This window comes from Nocardia sp. NPDC055321 (genome assembly GCF_053645575.1).
Window position 1 is genome coordinate 64,883 of record NZ_JBSHMS010000007.1, and the last position, 19,395, is coordinate 84,277.

Genomic DNA, 19,395 nt, shown 5'->3' on the forward strand with positions numbered 1-19,395 from the left:
GTTAGACGCAGTGTAAAGCGAGTGCTACCGTGTGCGCTGGATCACAAGCTCGAACCGAGGAAGTCAGCATGCGAGCACTGCAGTGGACCGGACCGGAGAAGGTCGCGGTCAACGACATCCCGGTCCCGGATATCGGGCCCGGCGACCTGCTGCTGAAGGTCGGCGCGGCGGGCGTCTGCCATTCGGATCTGACCCTGGTCAACTTCCCGTATCAGATCCGCGAGGACCCGCTCACCCTCGGCCACGAGATCGCCGGCACCATCGAGGCCGTCGGATCCGACGTGCGCGGCCGGGACATCGGCGAACGCGGCCTGGTGTATCTGTTCTGGACCTGCGGCGTCTGCCGCGAATGCGTGAGCGGCAACGAGAACGTGTGCACCGCCGCCGGCCGGGTCGCCATGCCGCCCTGCCCGGGTCTGAGCATCGAGGGCGGGATGGCCGAGTACGTGCGGATCCCGGCCACCGCGTTCGTGCCCATCGGGGACCTGGACTTCCTGCAGGCGGCGCCCATCGCGGACGCCGCGCTGACCACGTATCACTCCATTCGCGGTGCGCGCGAGGCACTTCGGCCCGGCGGCACCGCCGTGGCCATCGGCATCGGCGGGCTCGGGCACGTGGCGCTGCAGATCCTGGACGCCATCGCCGGCGTTCGCGTCATCGCCGTGGACGTCGCGCCGGAGAAGCTGGAACTGGCCGAGGCTTGCGGCGCGGATCTGGGGCTGCTGGCCGGCGCGGACACCGCGCGGGAGATCCTGGATCTCACCGGCGGACGCGGCGCGGACGCGGTGTTCGACTTCGTCGGCGTGGACGCCACCGCCAAACTGGCCGTGGAAACCGTCGCCCCCAACGGGGCCTACCGCATGGTCGGCATCGGCGGGGGCGTACCGGAGATCAATGCCGGACCGGCGGGCGGGCCCGGCCTGCCCTGGGGCGCCTCGGTGCGAAAGTCATTGGGCGGCACCCGGTCCGACCTGTACGACTGTGTCGGCCTCGCACAAGCGGGCAAGCTGCGCATCGAGGTCGAGCGCTTCGACCTCGCCGACGGCCCGGAGGCGCTGCGGCGCCTGGATCAGGGGCACATTCGCGGGCGCGCGGTCCTCGTGCCCTGACCGCGGGCGGGTCAGCCGTCGACGCCGTCGAGGAATTCCGCCACGCGCGCCGCGATGCGGTCCGGGAACTCGCCGTTGATCGCGTGCGACGCCTCGGGCCACACCTCGATCTGCGCGTCGGGCAGCAGCTTTCGCGCCCGGTCCGCGATCCGGCGCGCGTTGTGCACGATGCTGCGCCCGGCGAAGATGCCGAGAAACGGCGTCCGCAACGCCGACAGCTGTTGCCGCTCCGGCTTTCTCGTCATCGGCAGGAAGGCCGCGAAATCGCGCATTCCCGACGCGATGAGCCTGCCCTCCGGGGAATCCCGGGGCGTGCGCGCGCCGCCGGAGATCCAGCCGAGCAGGGTGTCCCGCCAGGACTCCGGCATGCCCGGCAGCACCGAACCCAGGGACACCACGACCATCTTCCAGCTGACGCCCGCGAAGACGAAGGGCGAATCCAGAATCGTCAGCGATGCCACCCGATCCGGTTGGCGCACCGCGAGATTCACCGCGGACCAACCGCCGATCGACACCCCGAGCAGATGCACCGGACCCGATTCCAGGGCGAGCAGGGCCGCGCCCAGCCACTCGGCCTGCTCGCGGTCGTCGGCGATCGGAGCGGACTGCACGCTCGCGCCCGGTTCCCCGAGCAGATCGAGGGTGATGACGGGCCGCCCCGTGGCGAGCAGCCCCGGCAGATTCGACACCCACAGCGGCGTGGCCGACTGCCGCCCGGGCAGCAGGACCAGGGGCGTACCGGACCCGGAGCCGAAACGGTAGGCGCGCACCGTGCCCCAGGCGGTCGGCACGTCGATCGTCTCCTTCGGCGCGGGCAGCAGTTCGAAACCCGCGCGATAGGCGTCGCGATAGCGCGCGTACCCGGCCGCGTCGCGGAAGTAGCCGACGCGCTCGCCCTTCCATTGCGCGCCGACGTTGTGCTCGGGGAACTCGACGATGCTCACCAGTCCAGCATCCCCGGCGCCGCGGCGGCTATCAACGAGCCCCCGGGCGCGCGCCGCTCGAACGCGCGCTCTCACTCGAGGCGGGCGATCCGCCGCGCCAGCCAGCCGCGCGTCTCGCCGTCTCCGGAGTGCGCGAGCAACCGGCCGCGGGCGGCGGGGGACAGGGCCAGCAGCAGACCGTCCACCCGCCGGCGGGTGTTCCAGTCGAGGACGTAGCGGACCGCGCCCGCCAGCGCCCGCTGATCCGCCTGCTCCACCGCGCGGGCCACATCGCGGGGCGTCTCGCGATCGAGGAAACGGGCCGGGATGCCCTCGTGCACCGGATAACCCGAGTGCGCCCCGGTTCCGGCGGCGCACCAGGTGAGCAGTCGCAGGACCCGCTCGACGGCGTCCGGATGCACGGCGCACAGCAGGTCCCACATCTCGGTCAGCTGGGAGCCGGGTAGCCGGCCGCCGGTGCGGGAGATGTCCAGGAACAGCGGGGCGTACACCGCGAGGGGCTCGGGAATGGCCGCCGCCCAGCCTCGTTCGACCCGTTCGGCCGCCGCGGCCCGGTATTCGGCGGCGCGGAATTCGCGCAGCGGGCCGGACACGCCGCGAACGGCCAACCACTCCAGGGACAGCTCGCCCTCGGCCAGCACCGCGTCCTCGGACCAGCCCGCCCAGCGCACCGAATACCCGTGGTGCAGGGTCACACGGGCCAGGCCCGAACCCCGGCCGTCGACGAAATCCAGGGCGACGTCGCCCGGGCACATGCACACGAACCCCGGGAGATCGGCGATCCGCAGCGCCGCGCACAGCGCCCGCACGGCAACCGGATCGCGTTCGGTCAGCACCGGCGTGGAATCGCCGCGCATTTCCCGGACCCGTACTCCGCGCGCGTTTACGAGCACCCGGTCCAGGGCATCACGATCACCTCTGGCGGACTCGTCCCCGAACGACATACCCAACCCTAAGGGAGTCCGCCGGTCGCGGCTCCGGCCTCGTTCAGCACGCAATCGGGTGAATGTTGTCCGACTAGTTGCTGAACTGGTTCGTACCAGTTGGTGATACGGTGCGATGTGACGCCGACAACTCAGGTCTCGCCCCGAGGCCGAGAGCAAGGACCGGGGCAGGACCAGGGTTTCTGTCTGCCGGTTGCATGCGATCGAGAGAGAACAGGCACGGGTGTGCACCGCGTGGTGACCATCCGCTGCTGAACTGCATTGTTGCCGAGAAGCCAGACATAGGAGAAACAGTGGCGATATCGGACCCCAAGCGGGATGGGACCGGACCCGCCTCCGGACGCCGGAGCGCGCTGTGGCGCACCAAGTCCGTCGAGCAGTCCATCCGCGACACCGACGAACCCGACGCCAAACTCCGCAAGGACCTGACCTCCTGGGACCTCACGGTCTTCGGCGTCGCCGTCGTCGTCGGCGCCGGCATCTTCACCCTGACCGCGCGCACCGCGGGCAACTACGCCGGGCCCGCCGTCTCGCTGGCCTTCGTGTTCGCCGCCATCGCCTGCGGCCTGGCCGCGCTCTGCTACGCCGAATTCGCCTCGACCGTGCCGGTCGCGGGCAGTGCGTACACCTTCTCCTATGCCACCTTCGGCGAGCTCGTCGCCTGGACCATCGGCTGGGACCTCATCCTCGAATTCGCGCTCGGCACAGCCGTTGTCGCCAAGGGCTGGTCGCAGTACCTGGGCGTGGTCATGGGCGGGCACAGCCCGGTGCTGAACCTGGGCGCGGTCGACATCGGCGGCTGGCACTGGGACGTGAAATTCGACTGGGGCGCGGTGCTGCTCATCGCCATCCTGGCCGTGCTGCTGGCGCTGGGCACCAAGCTCTCCTCCCGGGTGTCGGCCGTGGCCGTCGCCATCAAGCTCGCGGTCATCGCCCTGGTCGTGGTGGTCGGCGCGACCTACTTCAAGGCCGACAACCTGAAGCCGTTCATCCCGGACTCGGTGCCGGTCGAGGGCGGCGCCGAGAGCGCGCTGCACCAGTCGCTGTTCTCACTCGTCACCGGCGCCGGGCACACCACCTACGGCTGGTACGGCCTGCTCGCCGCGGCCAGCATCGTGTTCTTCGCCTTCATCGGCTTCGACGTGGTCGCCACCGCCGCCGAGGAGACCCGGGACCCGCAGCGCAACGTGCCGCGCGGCATCCTGGGCTCGCTGGCCATCGTGACCGTGCTGTACGTGGCGGTGTCGCTGGTGCTCACCGGCATGGTGTCCTACAAGGATCTGCAGGGCGACGACGCGACCCTGGCCACCGCGTTCGAGATCAACGGCGTCATGTGGGCCAAGAACATCATCTCCATCGGCGCGCTCGCCGGCCTGACGACCGTGGTCATGGTGCTGTTCCTGGGGCAGACCCGCGTGCTGTTCGCCATGGCGCGCGACGGGCTGGTCCCGCGCAAGCTGGCGCAGACCGGGCCCAAGGGCACGCCGGTGCGCATCACCTACATCGTCGGCGCGATCTGCGCGCTGCTGGCCGGATTCGTCGACTTCGGCACGCTCGAGGAAATGGTGAACATCGGTACGCTCTTCGCCTTCGTGCTGGTGTCGATCGGCGTGATCGTGCTGCGCCGCACCCGCCCGGATCTGCAGCGCGGATTCAAGGTGCCGCTGGTGCCGTTCGTGCCGATCCTGTCGGTCATCGCGTGCGCGTGGCTCATGTTCAACCTCTCGGTCGAGACCTGGCTGCGCTTCATCGTCTGGATGGCGCTCGGGTTCTGCGTCTACTTCCTGTACGGCCGCAAGCACTCGCTGTTGCGCGCCACGCCGGAGTGACCGGGGCGGGGTAGCTGGTCGGCTGCTCGAGTTCGGATCAGGTGGTGTGTCGTCCCGGCGGCACCCTGTGGCTCGAGGTGTAATTGCTCATATTAGTGAGAGTTGCGCCACATGTTTCGCCATCAGCACCACCTCAGCATTCGAGAGGAACCGATCGTGAGCATGCTCCTCGCCGCCGTGCACGACACGTACACGACAGTCGTCGCGCAGATCGGCAATCCGACACCGGAGACCCCGCCGGTGGCGGACAAGCTGATGAAATTGGTCCGCTACTTCACCTGGTTCACCATGCTGTCCGGCGTCACCGCCATCACCTACGGCGGCGGCCGCTTCGCCTGGGAGAAGTGGAGCGGAGGCGGTCTGGAATCGCCGAAGATGGTGGCGGGAGCCATGATCGGCGGCGCCACCGCCACCAGTGCCGGAACAATTATGAATACGGTCATCGGGAGCTGACGCCGATACAGTGAACCGCTGGCAAGGGGTGCGCCCGAATTCCGGCCCACCCCTTGCCATTTCGGTAGCCTGCTAGTTGCTACTTCTGGCCGAGCATCCGGCGCATCTGATCGATCTCGGTCTGCTGGCCGACCACGATGGCCTTGGCCATCGCCTTGGCATCGGGATTCACGCCATCGGTGAGTTCGGCATTGGCCATGGTGACGGCGCCCTCGTGATGCTCGATCATCATGCGCATCCACAGCTGATCGAACTCGGTGCCGGACAGACCCTGCAATTCGGTCATCTGGGCCTCGGTCATCATGCCGCTCATACCGCCGTGACCGGCGTGCCCGTCCACCGTGGCGCTGGGCGCGCCCTTGCCGAACGCCTGGAGCAGCGCGGTGATCTGCTGCATCTCCGGCGTCTGGGCCTGCTCGATCGCCTTGGCGAGCGCGATCAGCTCCGGATTCTGTGAGCGGGACGGCACCATCGCCGCCATGTCCACCGCCTGCGCGTGATGCGGATACATCATCTGCAGGAAGCTGACATCGTCCTCGTTGAAATCGGTGCGGGTCGCGGCCTGCGCCGAGGTGGCGGCCACGGTGGTGGAACTCGACGCGGCGGTGGCCGAGTCGTCATCGCCGCCGCATCCGGCGGCGAACAGGGCGATGGCGGCGGTGCCGGCGATCGCGGCGAACGTGGAACGGGTAGCACTGAACATGGCTGCACTCCTCGGGAATCAGCTGAAAATCTGGAAATGGGCATGCGAAAAACCGCTTCCGCGTGCGTGATACGCGGCAGCGGGCGCCCATCAGATCCGCAGGATCGCCAAATCGGCCAGGGTGAGCACCGTCCACGGGGGTGGGCGGGCGTGGTGTGCGCGAGCCGGCCGGGCCTTCGTGTCATCGCCGCCGGGGCGGAGCGCGCCCACCCAGGCCAGCAGGGCCAGGCCGAGTCCGAACAGCAGTGCGGTCAGGACGAAGACGCAGCCGTGCAGTCCGGCGTGTCCGCCGTCGCAGTCACCGCAGCCGGGTGTGTTCGAGGCGTGATCGGTGGTGGCCGCCAGCGTCGATGCGGTGACGGCCGTGTGATCGGTGGTGGCGGTGTGATCGGTGTAGTCCGCGTGATTCGCGGTCGCGGCGTGGCCCGGGGGCATGTCGTGCGCGGGGCTCGCCGCGTGGCCGGTGCCGATCACGAGCGCGTGCATGATCGCGATTCCGGCCAGCAGGGTGAACAGGCCGAACGCCCGGGCGAGCCGGGTTGCGTGCGACTTGTGATCCACCACGGTGGCCATTCTATGTGGTCAGGGGTGCGGGCCGGTCGATACCCCCGGTTGGTATCGGTCGACATGGCGCGCCCGAATGCCGACGACCCGGGGTTCGGCGGCGCGGGCGGGTAGCCTGACGCCGTGTCACAGCGCGAACTGGTCATCCTCGGAACAGCCAGCCAAGTACCGACCAAGCAGCGCAACCACAATGGATATCTGCTGCGCTGGGATGGCGAGGGACTGCTGTTCGACCCCGGGGAGGGCACGCAGCGGCAGATGATCTACGCCGGGGTGTCGGCCACCGACATCACGCGCATCGGCATCACCCATTTCCACGGCGACCACAGCCTCGGGCTGGCGGGAGTCGTGCAGCGGATCAGTCTGGACCGCGTGCCGCACCCGGTGGACGTGTACTACCCGGGCTCGGGCGAGGAGTACTACCGGCGGCTGTGCCATTCCACCGCCTATCACCAGACCGCGGAACTGCGGCCGCATCCCATCACCGAGGACGGTGAACTGCCGTCGCAGGGCGCGCCTTTTACCCTGCGCACCGCCAGGCTCTCGCACCCGGTCGAGGCCTTCGGCTACCGGCTCACCGAGGCGGACGGGCGCCGCATCGTGCCGGATCGCCTGCGCGAACTGGGCATCTCCGGGCCGGTGGTCGGTCGATTGCAGCGCGACGGCGAGGTCACCCTGGACGGTCGGCGCATCACGCTCGACGAAGTGAGCGAACTGCGGCGCGGACAGAGCTTCGCGTTCATCATGGACACCCGGCTCTGCGACGGGGTGCACGATCTCGCGGCGGGGGTGGACATGCTGGTCATCGAGGCCACCTTCACCGACGCCGACACCCATCTCGCCACCGAATTCGGGCACCTCACCGCGGGACAGGCGGGCGAGGTCGCGGCGAAGGCGGGAGCGCGAACGCTGGTGCTCACGCACTTCTCGCAGCGCTACCGCACGCTGGACGATCACCGCAGCGAAGCCGGCGCGCAATTCGACGGGGAGATCGTGGTGGCGGCGGATCTGACGCGCATTCCGGTGCCGCCGCGACGCTGAATCATCGCGGGGTGCGAAGTTCGCGGCGGCACGGCCGTGGTGCACGGGGGCGGGCATGATGGGGGCCATGGATGCGCACGCGGAATTGATCGCACTTGCCGACCGGTACTGGGATGCCATGCTCGAATCCGCGCCCAGTTCGGCAACGCTGCTGGGGGACAGGCGATTCGACGATCGCATCGAGGATCTGTCCGAGGAGGCCGAACAGCGCCTGCTGGGTACCTGGCGCGCGCTGCTCACCGAGGTCGACGCCCTGGATCCCGAACGCCTCGACGAGCAGGATCGGGTGACCCGCGGTCTGCTGCGCAATGAATTGGTATCCGCCGCGGAGAATCTGGAGTGGCGCCCGATCGAACTCGCCTCCGATCAGATGAACGGCGTGCACGCGGGCCTGCTCACCATGGCGCCCCAGCTCAACGCGCCCGAACCCGAGAATGCCGCGAACCTGGTGCTGCGCTACCGGCAATTCGGCGGATTCATGGCGCAGGCGGTCGAGCGATTCCGCGCCGGGCTGGCCGCCGGGCGCACGCCCGCGCGCATCACCATCGAGCGTTCGCTCAATCAGCTCGACGGTTATCTGGCCTCGGATATCGCCGCCGACCCCTTCGCCACCTTCGCGGGCCCCGCCGAGTGGGCCGGTGAATCCGCCTGGCGCGCGGATATGGCCGAGGTGACGCGCGAGGTCATCCGGCCGGCCTTCAGCGCGTATCGCGACGCGCTCGCCGGCGAACTGCTGCCCGCCGCGCGCTCGGACGACCAGCCCGGCCTGTGCTGGCTCGGCGCGGACGGCGACGACATCTACCGGCGCCTGCTGCGTCAGCACACCACGCTGCCCGATCTGGGCGCCGAGGAAATCCACCAGCTCGGACTCGACGAACTCGACGCGCTGCGTGCGGAATACGCCGAGGTCGGCTCGCGGCTGTTCGGAATCTCCGGGCTCACCGAGGTTTTCACCCGCCTGCGCGAGGATTCGGCCCTGCGCTACGACGACGGCGAAGAAATCATGGTCGACGCCCGCGCCTGCCTGGCAGCGGCCCAGGCCGAAATGGGTAAGTGGTTCGGCCGCCTGCCCCGCCAATCCTGCGACATCCTGCCGGTACCGGATTTCCTGGCGGCCGACGCACCCCCGGCCTACTACTTCCCGCCCGCCGCCGACGGCTCCCGCCCCGGCGCCTACTACGTGAACCAGCACGACCCCAAGGGCCGCAACCGCTTCGAAACCGCGTCGGTGGCGTATCACGAGGCCATTCCCGGCCATCACCTGCAGCTCACCATCGCCAACGAACTCGACCAGCTGCCGAGCTTCCAGCGGATGTCCTTCTCCAACACCGCCTTCGTCGAGGGCTGGGCGCTGTACACCGAACGCCTGGCCGACGAAATGGGCCTGTACCCCGACGATCTCACCCGCATAGGCATGCTCGCCGCCGACTCCTGGCGCTCCTGCCGCCTGGTGGTCGACACCGGCCTGCACGCCAAAGGCTGGACCCGCCAGCAGGCCATCGACTTCATGGTCGCCAACGCGCCCGTGGGCGTGGAGGAAATCCGCACCGAGGTGGACCGCTACATAGCCATGCCGGCTCAGGCCGTCGCGTACAAGGTGGGCCAGCTCGAAATCCGCCGCCTCCGCGCCGCCACCGAACAACGCCTGGGTTCGGCGTTCGACATCAAGATCTTCCACGATCGGGTGCTTGGCTCCGGGTCGGTGAGTCTTCCGGTTCTCCGGGATCTGGTGGCGACGCTCTAGGTTGCTGCGGTTTCGTTTGGGTCGGCGCGAGTGGTTGGAGGAGGAGCGCCGGCGAAGGCACGTGTGGAGTCTCCGTCGCCGCTGCGGTTGGGTGACCTGCCGGATCACTGAGTCGGGATAGCGGAGTATCAACGTGGGACTTTCGGGCGCCGCGCCTGCGGTTCCAGCGTTCTCGAGAGAGGGCGCTGGATAGTGGAGGCCAGATGTGGCCGGGTTATGGGCTCGGCTGTGGTTCCGGCCTTGTCGGGGAGCGAAGCCTGGACGATGGAGTACCAGCGGAGGCACGTCGGGAGACTCGGCGGCGGTTGGGTGCCCTGCCGGGGGAAGGGCACCTGGATAACGGAGTTCCGGCGGGGTGCGTCGGGAGACTCGGTGGCGGTTGGGTGCCCTGCCGGGGGAAAGATGCCTGGATAGCGGAGTACCGGCGGGAAGGCTTGGGTGCCTCGGCGGCGGTTGGGAGTCCTACCGCCGGAAAGAAGCCAGGACAACGGAGTACCAGCGGGGGCACGTCGGGAGCCTCGATGGCGGTTGGGTGCCCTACCGGGGGAGAGACGCCCGGATAACGGAGTACCAGCCGGGGCAGGTTGGGTGCCTCGGCTGCGGTTCCAGCTCTCCCGGGCCGATCGACAGGATCGAAGCCCTCGGATGCGTGGCCGAGTTCCGAACCCTGGGCCGGGCGTGGCAATCACCGCCCTGGGCATAACTCCATTGTGTCGATGACGAGTCTTTGTATGTGAGTCTCGAGAAGGTTCCCACGGCCGGCCAGCCAGGCTGGGAGGGTGAACGGGCTCCTGGCTGGGGAGCCCTAGGTCGGGTACGGCAGGCGAGGTAACCAGCACTGCCGCATCTGTTTTGCCTGCTCTCCCGAACCCCACTGGAAGCCGCGGGGGTGGGTTCGGGTTCGGGCTACGTCGGCCACGGGCGTGAACACCGATGCGTGTGGTCGCACCAGCGGTGTGGGTGGGACGGCCGGGCCGGGGACAAGGTGGGTGGGCGCCCGTTCGGTGTAGAAGGCCATGAGGCCGCGAACGAAAGTGCGTAGAGCAGTATGGCGGATATCAGGCCGGGGGTGCGGTCGCTGGCAGAGCCGCCGTGCGGAGATGCGCGATGCTGGGCGCGGGGTGGCTCACCCCGGGTCGACGGATTGGGCGGTGCCGGGCGCACGAAAGCCTCTTCGGCGTCGAAAGCCGAAGAGGCAGAGTCGAAAGCGGCGGTGAGACTTGATGCCCAGGGCCGAGCGCTAGCAGCGCCATCGTGCTGGGATACCCGGAAACTGGGGATGATGACGGAAGTTCACACGTGGCCTACGACTTCGGTCGATGTGGGGTGGAGGGATCCATCCGGTCTTGCCCGGATTCTCCGAATCCTCGCCCATGACAACGGTTTCCCACCCGTTCGGGCCGTTGTTGATCTGGGCGTGGCAGGCATCGCACGCCAGGGTCAGGTTCTCGATGTCCGTTTCGCCGCCATCGGCCCATTCGCGGATGTGGTGGACGGCCGAGCGGCTTGCTGGCGCATCGCATCCGGGGCGCGTGCATCCGCGTTCGGTGGCGGTCAGCGCCAGGCGTTGCGCCGGGTTGGCCAGGCGCTGTCCGCGGGACAGGTGCAGTGGGCGGCCGTTGCGGTCGAGCACCGCCAAATACGGGGTCGAGTTCCTGGCGACCTGGAGTGCTTGGGTGATCGACATCGTGCCACCGGTCGCGGTCGTCGCCACGCCTGTGCGGCGCTCGAGGTCCTCGATGCTCATGGTGATGATGGTCGAGACCGGAAGTCCGCGATGCGATCCCAGCTTCGTGGGGCCCATGTCCGGGCGGAAGAACACCATCAAGGCATCGTGGTTGCGCTGCTCGGCGTTGCGGTGATCGCGCTTGGCGGCCGCGCGGAGCTTCGCGCGAAGGGCTGCGCGGGCACGTTCGGCCGGGCTCAGCGAAGGGTCGTCGGCCTTGGCGTCATCATCGCCGGTGTCGTCGCCGTCGTCGAGTTCGGTGTCGAGGCCGAGTTCGGCGGTGGTCCACGGGCTTTCGGGGTCATCGGGGTTGCAGATGCCGGGTCGGCCGAATTTCTCGAACATCGGGATCATCACCGCCCCCAATTGCGGGGTGAGGTATCCGGAGATCGGGTACATGCCGTCGATGCTCTGGTGCCCGATCTTGATGCACCGGACTCGCTGGCGGTCCCGGTCCTCGGTCAACCGCCCGTCGGGGTCGACGTGGGCCAGGATGTGGACCCCGAGCTTGGTCACACCCTTCGGATCACCCTCGCGGGCGTAGGAGGTGAGGTGTTGTTCGGCGTGGTCTTTGACTTCCGGACCGGCAGCGTCGGGGATCCGCTCGAGAGCGTCGTGGATGGCTTTCACATGGTCGGCGGAGATCTCTCCGGCGCGTTGCGCTTTAGCTACGAGCGGCAATTTCGGCGGTCGGGTGCTCGAACCCGCCGACACAGTCGACAGCAGATCAGCGTTACGTACGCGGGCGGCGGCCTCGGCGTACGACAGGCGCAGTGTCTGCTGCAGGAACAGGATCAAGCTCTTCACACCCGCCCGAGGGCCCAAGTCCCGTGCCCCGCACTCGAGTGCGAACCGCTGCTTCACCGCCTCCAACTTGCGGAAGCTGGTTTCGAGCTCCTGCATGACCTCGATGACCTCGTCCTTGGCCAACGAGTACATCGGCAATTCGAGCAGGTTCTCCACTGCGGCGCCAAGTGCTTTGGCACTCGTCGCGATTGTGGGTACCTCTCCCGAATCCATGCCTCCATTCTACTCCTTCATAGCAAGCATGAATAGACCAATTCTGTTGTGACACAACAAGATTCAGACAAATCGGCAGCCCAATTTCTCCCACAAGAGGCGCGAATCGCTTCACGCCCCACCCGGCCGGCACACCCTTGTCCGGCCACCCCACGACCGCGCCGCAACGACGCCTTCGCACACCCGAAATCCCCCGCACCCGCCTCACGCCCCCGCATTCCACAGGGTGGAAAACAGGTGGTCTCCCGACGACTCGCCTGTGCAGGATGCACGGGCGAAGGAGAGTCGGGCCGCACCGCGCGACCGCGAGCACCCGGGTGTGGGTGCCCGCCCGCGCGACTCACCCGCTCGCCGGGCAGTTCCGGCAATCCGGAATAGCCCCTGCGGCGAGGTGTTCGACTCAGGTGGTGAGTTGGGCTAACGGAAAGGGGTTGTCGGTGACGGCTACCGGGTTGAAGTCGTCGATCGGGCTGCGGTCGGAGCGCGGGCCGATCCTCGCGGCCATCATGCTGGCCACCTCGCTCGTCGCGCTGGACTCGACGATCATCGCCACCGCTGTCCTCACCATCACCGACCAGCTCGGCGGCTTCTCGCAGTTCCCGTGGCTGTTCTCGATCTATCTGCTCGCGCAGGCCGTGACGGTGCCGATCTACGGCAAACTCGCCGACATGCTCGGGCGCAAGCCCGTCATGCTCTTCGGTATCGCGGTCTTCGCGCTCGGCTCGCTGCTGTGCGGGCTGGCGACCTCGATGCTCGGGCTCATCATCTTCCGTGCGGTGCAGGGGATCGGCGCGGGCGCGGTCGGGCCCATGTCCATCACCATCGCGGGCGACCTGTACACCCTGGCCGAGCGCGCCAAGGTGCAGGCGTACCTGGCCGGCGTGTGGGCCGCGTCCTCGGTGCTCGGCCCGCTGCTGGGCGGCGTGTTCTCCGAATACGTCAGCTGGCGCTGGATCTTCCTGGTCAACCTGCCGCTCGCCGCGGTCGCAGGCTGGATGATCCTGCGGAATTTCACCGAGGTCGCGCCCCGGCGCAGCCATCGCATCGACTACCTCGGCGCGGCCCTGCTCACCCTGGGCGCGGGCGGGCTGATGCTCGCCCTGCTCGAGGGCGGGCAGGCGTGGGCGTGGGACTCGCCGGTGAGCCTGGCGCTGTTCGGCGGCGGCATTCTGGTGCTGGTGCTGTTCGGGCTGGTGGAGCGGCGGGCCGCGAATCCCATTCTGCCGCTGTGGGTGCTGACCCGGCGGGTGCTCGTCGCCAGCAGCCTGGTCTCGCTGCTGGTCGGGGCGATCCTGCTCGGACTCACCTCGTACGTGCCGACCTTCGCCCAGGGCGTGCTCGGTTCGGGGGCGATGGTCGCGGGCCTGACCGTCGGCGCGCTCACACTGGGCTGGCCGCTGTCGGCCTCGCAGTCGGGAAAGGTGTACCTGCGCATCGGATTCCGTGCCACCGCTGTCATCGGCAGCACTCTCGCGGCCGTCGGCGCCGCCACACTCCTGCTGGTCGACGCGGGCTCGGGGCTGCTGCAGGTGGCGCTGGGCTGCTTCATCGTCGGCATGGGGATGGGCCTGGTCGCGAGCCCGACGCTCATCGCCGCGCAGGCCAGCGCCGAATGGTCCGAACGCGGCGTCGTCACCTCGACCAACATGTTCGCGCGCTCGCTCGGCAGCGCCCTCGGCGTCGCGCTGTTCGGCGCCCTGGTGAACGCGCGCATCGGCGACACCGATCACCCCGCGCCGGAGGTGCTTTCACCCGCCATCCACGTGGTCTTCGTCGGCGTGGCCATCGCGGCCGTGGTCATGGTCGCCGCGGCCGCCATGATGCCGCGCGCCACCGTCGAGGCCGCGCCCGAAACGCCCGTGCGCTGACGGCGGTGGCGGGCGCCCGACACGCCATGCGCGCGAACTGCGCCACACCGTGGCACGGCCGACGAGGCGGTACCGCGCGAAACGCGGGCAACCGGGCGAATCGCTCGGCCCGATGACGAGATTCGGGCCAATTGGGACGTGTCGGCAATGATCTAGCACACTGTAGGCGTGGTTGAGGTCGAGGATGTATTGAGCCGTTTGCGGCGGTACCCCGATGTGGAGGCGGTGAACCTCTACGCGGTGGACGCCGCTGATCGATTGCTGCTCGACGAGGCGGCCGAATTCCTCGCCGCCGCAGGCGATGATCGCGTCGCGGTGCTCGACGACGGCTACGGGGCGCTGACCCTGGGCGCCATCGCCGCGCACGACCTGCACGGCGTCCGGGTCCATCAGGATCTGCTCACCGGCGAGCTGGCCCTGGCCGGCAACGCCCGGCTCGTCGGGCTCGCCGACCGCTACAGATCGCACGAGCTAGGCGAGCGGTTGCTCGCCGATGTCCGGGTGGTGCTGTGGCGGCTGCCGCGCGCGCTGTCCGGCCTGGCCGAAACCGCCGATGCCATCGCCCGTTTCGCGGCGCCCGACGTCCGGGTCTACGCCGGCGGCCGGGACAAGTACCTCACCCCGGCGATGAACGACGTCCTCGCCGAGTCCTTCGGTTCCGTACAGGCCAGCCGGGGCAGGCAGAAGTCCCGGGTGCTGCTGGCCACCGAGCCGAAAGCCCTTGGCGAACCCCGCTTTCCGGTGCGCAATCGGCTCGACGAACACGATCTCGAAGTCGTCGCGCACGGCGCCGCCTTCTCCGGCCCGCGCCTCGACATCGGCACCCGCTTCCTGCTCGACCACCTGCGCCGGATGAAGCCGGACGCCCGCGAGGCCGTCGACCTCGGTTGCGGCACCGGCATTCTCGCGGTCGCCCTGGCCAAGGCCCGGCCCGGCATCCGGGTCACCGCCACCGATCAATCGGCCGCGGCCATCGCCTCCACCCGCGCCACCGCGGCGGCGAACGACGTGGCGGACCGCGTCCGGGTGCTGCGCGACGACGCCATGTCGGGGCTGCCGGACAACAGCGCCGATCTGGTGCTGTGCAATCCGCCGTTCCACGTGGGCGCGGCCGTGCACACCGGGTCCGCGATCAAGATGTTCCAGCAGGCGGGGCGGGTGCTGCGGCCGGGCGGGGAGCTCTGGACCGTGTACAACACCCATCTCAACTACCGCGGCGTCATGGAGCGCATGGTCGGCAAGACCGACGTCATCGGCCGCAATCGCAAATTCACCGTGACGCGTTCGGTGCGCGGCCTGCACGGCAGCGCCGCCGACGCGGACCGCTGAGCGACGTGCCGGGCGCACCGCCCGGCACGCTGAACCAACCGACCAGCACAATGTGGTTATGGGCCGAATCGATCTCCGCATCTTCACCGAACCGCAGCAGGGCGCGAGCTACGACACCCTCCTGAGCGTGGCCAAGGCCACCGAGGACCTCGGCTACGACGCCTTCTTCCGCTCCGACCACTACCTCGCCATGGGCGACGCCGACGGTCTGCCCGGACCCACCGACGCCTGGATCACCCTCGCGGGCCTGGCCCGGGAGACCCGGCGCATCCGGCTGGGCACCCTGGTCACCGCCGCCACCTTCCGGCATCCGGGCGTGCTGGCCATCCAGGTCGCCCAGGTCGACGCCATGTCCGGCGGCCGTGTCGAATTCGGCCTGGGCGCGGGCTGGTACGAGGCCGAGCACACCGCCTACGGCATCCCCTTCCCCGCCGACAAGTTCCCGCGCTACGAGGAGCAGCTCGCGGTGATCACCGGCCTGTGGAACACCCCCGCCGGGGAGACGTTCTCCTTCGCCGGTGAGCACTACACCCTCGCCGATTCCCCGGCGCTGCCCAAGCCCGCGCAGGACCGGATCCCCGTCGTCATCGGCGGCATGGGCGCCAAGCGCACCCCGCGCATCGCCGCGCGCTACGCCGCCGAGTTCAACGCGCCCTTCCAGTCCGCGGCGGCCAGCGCCGAACAGTTCGAGCGAGTCCGCCGCGCCGCCAAGGACATCGGCCGCGACCCCGCCGAGCTCACGTTCTCCAACGCCCTGGTCGCCTGCGTCGGCACCTCGGACGCCGAGATCGCCCGCCGCGCCGCCGCGATCGGCCGCGAGGTGGACGAGCTGAAGGAGAACGGCCTGGCCGGCACCCCCGACGAGGTGGTCGAGAAGATCGCCGCCTACACCGAGACCGCCGGCACCACCCGCTTCTACCTCCAGATCCTGGATCTGGCCGATCTGGACCACCTCGAGCTCATCGCCTCCCGGGTGATGAGTCAGCTGGGTTAGCCGGGACTCAAGAGGCGCGCGGGACGGTAAAGCTCGGGTAAAGTCCGAGTGGTCTGATTCGGGGTTGTTGGGAACTCATCCCGTCCCCGGATCGTTGGACTCGGTAGTTACGAGGCCACGGGCACCGTGAGCCACGACTCCAGAAAGGGAAGCGCCTTGCGCACCACCTCGAACCCGGTTTTCAAGAACCTGTCGCCGCAGCAGCAGCAAGGCGGCGGTTACGCGGGCTTCGGCTCGGCTGCCGCTGGAGCCGGACAGTTCGCCAACCAGTACGGTCAGCAGCCGCCGCAGTACCCGGGCGGATACGGCTACCAGCAGCCGCCGGTGCCGACCACGCGCCCGATGACCATCGACGACGTCGTCACCAAGACGGGCATCACGCTCGGTGTCGTCAGCGTCTCGGCGATCATCGCCTACGCGCTCGTACACGCCAACAACGCGCTCGCGGCCCCGCTCGCGATCGTCGGCGCTCTGGTGGGCCTCGTCCTCGTGCTGGTCGCCTCCTTCGGCCGTAAGCAGGACAACCCGGCGATCGTGCTGTCCTACGCGGCCTTCGAGGGTCTGTTCCTCGGCTCGCTGTCGTTCATGTTCACGAACGTCTCCTTCGGCGGCGCGGGCGGTTCGGCGCTGATCGCGCAGGCCGTCCTCGGCACCTTCGGCGTGTTCTTCGGCATGCTCGTGGTCTACAAGACCGGTGCGATCCGGGTGACCCCGCGCTTCACCCGCATGATCGTCGGCGCCCTCATCGGCGTCGTCGTCCTCATGCTCGGCAACCTGATCGCCTCGTTCTTCATGGACGGCGGCCTCGGCCTGCGTGACGGCGGCCCGATCGCGATCGTGTTCAGCCTCGTCTGCATCGCCATCGCGGCCTTCAGCTTCCTGCTGGACTTCGACGCCGCCGATCAGCTGATCCGCGCCAACGCGCCGGAGAAGGCGGCCTGGGGCGTGGCCCTGGGTCTGACCGTCACCCTAGTCTGGCTGTACATCGAGATCCTGCGCCTGCTGTCGTACTTCAACAACGACTAGCGGTAGGACACACGAAGGGCGGGCACCGGAATCCGGTGCCCGCCCTTTCGTTTTCACCGCGTCGCGCCGGGCCCGAGGATGTCGGTCGCGACGTGGTCGTCGCCGCAGCCGTCGGCGATCACCGCCACGCCCACCGAGTTCTCGGTACGCAGCGGCAGGATGGCCCGATAGGCGGGGGAGTCGTACCACGCCTGCGCCGCTTGACAATCGGGGAACTCCACGACCACGACGTGGCTGTCGGCCGGTCCCTCCACCGCCCGCTGCGCCCCGCCGTGGACGAGGAACTTCCCACCGAACTCGGTGAAGGTGGCGTCGATTCGCTTCAGGTACTCGACGATGCCTGCGTTCACATCGACGGCGTGCAGATGGGCGACAGCGTAAGCGGGCATGATGCCTCCTTCGGGGATACGTGCTCTCCCCAGCCTTCTCGCCCCGTGACCGCATGTCGATTCCCGGATAGGGAATGAGAAACAAAACAGCCGCGCGACCTGACGGTCACGCGGCTGTGCTGTGAGGAAGTGATCGGGGGCCATACCCCCTGACCCTCGTACCCTTCCCAGGTTCGGCGGAGGCTTCGGCCGCGAGTTCGGCCGGAATCTCCGCGCCCCGTGGGGGGTTTGGGGGCAGGGCCCCCAAACCCACCCTCTCTAGGCCGAAGGCCGAGGCACCGCAGCTATCAGCTGAGGCGCTCGATGATCATCGCCATGCCCTGGCCGCCGCCGACGCACATGGTCTCCAGGCCGAACTGCTTGTCCTGGGTCTGGAGGTTGTTGATCAGGGTCGCGGTGATGCGGGCGCCGGTCATGCCGAACGGGTGGCCGAGGGCGATCGCGCCGCCGGAGATGTTCAGCTTGTCCTCGTCCAGCTTCAGGGCGCGGGCCGAACCCAGGACCTGAACGGCGAAGGCCTCGTTGATCTCGTACAGGTCGAGATCGCCGACGGTGAGGTTGGCGTTGTTCAGCGCCTTCTTGACCGCCTCGATCGGGCCCAGGCCCATGATCTCGGGGGACAGACCGGACACGCCGGTGGACACGACGCGGGCGAGGGGGGTCAGGCCCAGCGCCTTGGCCTTGGTGTCGCTCATGACGACGAGCGCGGCGGCACCGTCGTTCAGCGGGCAGGCGTTACCGGCGGTGACGGTGCCGTCGGCACGGAAGACCGGCTTGAGCTGCGAGATCTTCTCGTAGGTGGTGCCGGCGCGCGGGCCGTCGTCGGTGGAGACGACGGTGCCGTCGGGCAGGGTCACCGGGGTGATCTCACGCTCGAAGAAGCCGGCCTTGATGGCCTCCTCGGCACGCTGCTGCGAGCGCACGCCCCAGTGGTCCTGGTCCTCGCGGGAGATGCCGGTGAAGGTCGCGACGTTCTCGGCGGTCTCGCCCATGCCGATGTAGACGTCCGGCAGCAGGTCGTTCTCGCGCGGGTCGACCCACGAGGTGTTGGCCGCGGAGGTCTCCTTGGTGCGGGCCTCGGCATCGGCGAACAGCAGGTTGTGGGTGTCGGGCCAGCCGTCGGCGGTGCCCTTCGGGAAGCGCGACACGGTCTCGACGCCGGCGGAGATGAACACGTCGCCCTCGCCCGCCTTGATGGCGTGGAAGGCCATGCGGGTGGTCTGCAGCGAGGAGGAGCAGTAGCGGTTGACGGTGACGCCGGGCAGGTAGTCGTAGCCCAGCTGCACGGCCACGGCGCGGGCCATGTTGAACCCGGCCTCACCGGCGGGCTGGCCGCTGCCGAGCATGAGGTCGTCGATATCGCTGGCGGCCAGGGCGGGGACCTTGTCCAGGGCCGCGCGGACCATCTGAGCCGCGAGGTCGTCCGGGCGCATGCCGACCAGCGAACCCTTGTGCGCACGACCGATGGGGGAGCGGGCGTACGAAACGATAACGGCCTCAGCCATGAGGACTCCTTACTAGCGTGAGTGAACCTCTTCGAATGTACGACGGGTGTGTTCAGCGTCCTACGCCCGGTATGCCGGTATCCCAATCACTGAACTGTGGGATAGCCCTCACTCTCGGGAGCTCTCGGGCGGGGCGGGGGGGGGGGGGGGGGCGGCCCGCGCCGGTGTGGGGGGGGGGGGGGGGGTGACATAATTCAAAACCCAAGG

16 protein-coding genes are annotated in these 19,395 nt (G+C 68.8%); 9 read left to right on the forward strand and 7 right to left on the reverse strand.

Translation table 11 applies throughout. From position 1 onward, the window contains the following. Positions 1–68 precede the first annotated feature (68 nt). Positions 69–1,109, forward strand: a complete 1,041-nt coding sequence (locus ACWIGI_RS13300) for an NAD(P)-dependent alcohol dehydrogenase (RefSeq protein WP_454202634.1) — start codon at positions 69–71, stop codon at positions 1,107–1,109. Between the two features lie 11 nt (positions 1,110–1,120). Here ACWIGI_RS13300 and ACWIGI_RS13305 read toward each other — a convergent pair whose 3' ends face one another. Beyond that, a complete protein-coding gene (locus tag ACWIGI_RS13305; RefSeq protein WP_454202635.1) occupies positions 1,121–2,053 on the reverse strand; it encodes an alpha/beta fold hydrolase in 933 nt (310 codons plus the stop codon). Positions 2,054–2,124: 71 nt separating this feature from the next. Beyond that, on the reverse strand, positions 2,125–2,997 hold the full coding sequence (locus tag ACWIGI_RS13310; protein ID WP_454202636.1) for a hypothetical protein: 873 nt from the start codon (positions 2,995–2,997) through the stop codon (positions 2,125–2,127). A 293-nt stretch (positions 2,998–3,290) separates the two neighbouring features. Between ACWIGI_RS13310 and ACWIGI_RS13315 the strand changes: the two genes are divergently transcribed. Continuing rightward, positions 3,291–4,826 (forward strand): amino acid permease, encoded by a 1,536-nt coding sequence (locus ACWIGI_RS13315; protein WP_454202637.1) that lies wholly within the window; start codon positions 3,291–3,293, stop codon positions 4,824–4,826. Positions 4,827–4,988: 162 nt separating this feature from the next. Then, entirely contained in the window at positions 4,989–5,279 is a 291-nt protein-coding gene (locus ACWIGI_RS13320) for a hypothetical protein (RefSeq protein ID WP_354989408.1), read from the forward strand. Between the two features lie 79 nt (positions 5,280–5,358). Here ACWIGI_RS13320 and ACWIGI_RS13325 read toward each other — a convergent pair whose 3' ends face one another. Both ACWIGI_RS13325 and ACWIGI_RS13330 read right to left on the reverse strand, forming a co-directional pair. Further along, a complete protein-coding gene (locus tag ACWIGI_RS13325; RefSeq protein WP_454202638.1) occupies positions 5,359–5,982 on the reverse strand; it encodes a DUF305 domain-containing protein in 624 nt (207 codons plus the stop codon). Positions 5,983–6,072: 90 nt separating this feature from the next. Next, positions 6,073–6,546 (reverse strand): DUF6153 family protein, encoded by a 474-nt coding sequence (locus ACWIGI_RS13330; RefSeq protein ID WP_454202639.1) that lies wholly within the window; start codon positions 6,544–6,546, stop codon positions 6,073–6,075. 123 nt (positions 6,547–6,669) lie between these two features. On the opposite strand from ACWIGI_RS13330, the gene ACWIGI_RS13335 reads away from it, so the two are divergent. Together ACWIGI_RS13335 and ACWIGI_RS13340 are read left to right on the forward strand one after the other, a co-directional pair. Further along, entirely contained in the window at positions 6,670–7,587 is a 918-nt protein-coding gene (locus ACWIGI_RS13335) for a ribonuclease Z (protein ID WP_454202640.1), read from the forward strand. A gap of 67 nt (positions 7,588–7,654) precedes the next feature. Continuing rightward, positions 7,655–9,331 carry a DUF885 domain-containing protein gene (locus tag ACWIGI_RS13340; RefSeq protein ID WP_454202641.1) on the forward strand — a complete coding sequence of 559 codons (1,677 nt, stop codon included), beginning with the start codon at positions 7,655–7,657 and terminating at the stop codon, positions 9,329–9,331. 1,240 nt (positions 9,332–10,571) lie between these two features. Here ACWIGI_RS13340 and ACWIGI_RS13345 read toward each other — a convergent pair. After that, positions 10,572–12,077 (reverse strand): DUF222 domain-containing protein, encoded by a 1,506-nt coding sequence (locus ACWIGI_RS13345; protein WP_454202642.1) that lies wholly within the window; start codon positions 12,075–12,077, stop codon positions 10,572–10,574. Between the two features lie 437 nt (positions 12,078–12,514). On the opposite strand from ACWIGI_RS13345, the gene ACWIGI_RS13350 reads away from it, so the two are divergent. The 4 genes from ACWIGI_RS13350 (at position 12,515) to ACWIGI_RS13365 (ending at position 17,294) form a co-directional block, all read left to right on the forward strand. Then, complete coding sequence (locus tag ACWIGI_RS13350; RefSeq protein ID WP_454202643.1) at positions 12,515–13,945, forward strand: MDR family MFS transporter; 1,431 nt, start codon at positions 12,515–12,517, stop codon at positions 13,943–13,945. A gap of 168 nt (positions 13,946–14,113) precedes the next feature. After that, positions 14,114–15,274, forward strand: coding sequence for a class I SAM-dependent methyltransferase (locus ACWIGI_RS13355; RefSeq protein ID WP_454202644.1), 1,161 nt, complete (start codon positions 14,114–14,116; stop codon positions 15,272–15,274). 67 nt (positions 15,275–15,341) lie between these two features. Continuing rightward, positions 15,342–16,268, forward strand: a complete 927-nt coding sequence (locus ACWIGI_RS13360) for an LLM class F420-dependent oxidoreductase (protein ID WP_454202852.1) — start codon at positions 15,342–15,344, stop codon at positions 16,266–16,268. A 156-nt stretch (positions 16,269–16,424) separates the two neighbouring features. After that, on the forward strand, positions 16,425–17,294 hold the full coding sequence (locus ACWIGI_RS13365; protein ID WP_454202645.1) for a Bax inhibitor-1/YccA family protein: 870 nt from the start codon (positions 16,425–16,427) through the stop codon (positions 17,292–17,294). 53 nt (positions 17,295–17,347) lie between these two features. Here ACWIGI_RS13365 and ACWIGI_RS13370 read toward each other — a convergent pair whose 3' ends face one another. Both ACWIGI_RS13370 and ACWIGI_RS13375 read right to left on the reverse strand, forming a co-directional pair. Then, positions 17,348–17,683, reverse strand: coding sequence for a DUF1330 domain-containing protein (locus tag ACWIGI_RS13370; RefSeq protein ID WP_454202646.1), 336 nt, complete (start codon positions 17,681–17,683; stop codon positions 17,348–17,350). A 287-nt stretch (positions 17,684–17,970) separates the two neighbouring features. Further along, a complete protein-coding gene (locus ACWIGI_RS13375; protein ID WP_454202647.1) occupies positions 17,971–19,188 on the reverse strand; it encodes an acetyl-CoA C-acetyltransferase in 1,218 nt (405 codons plus the stop codon). Positions 19,189–19,395: the final 207 nt, after the last annotated feature.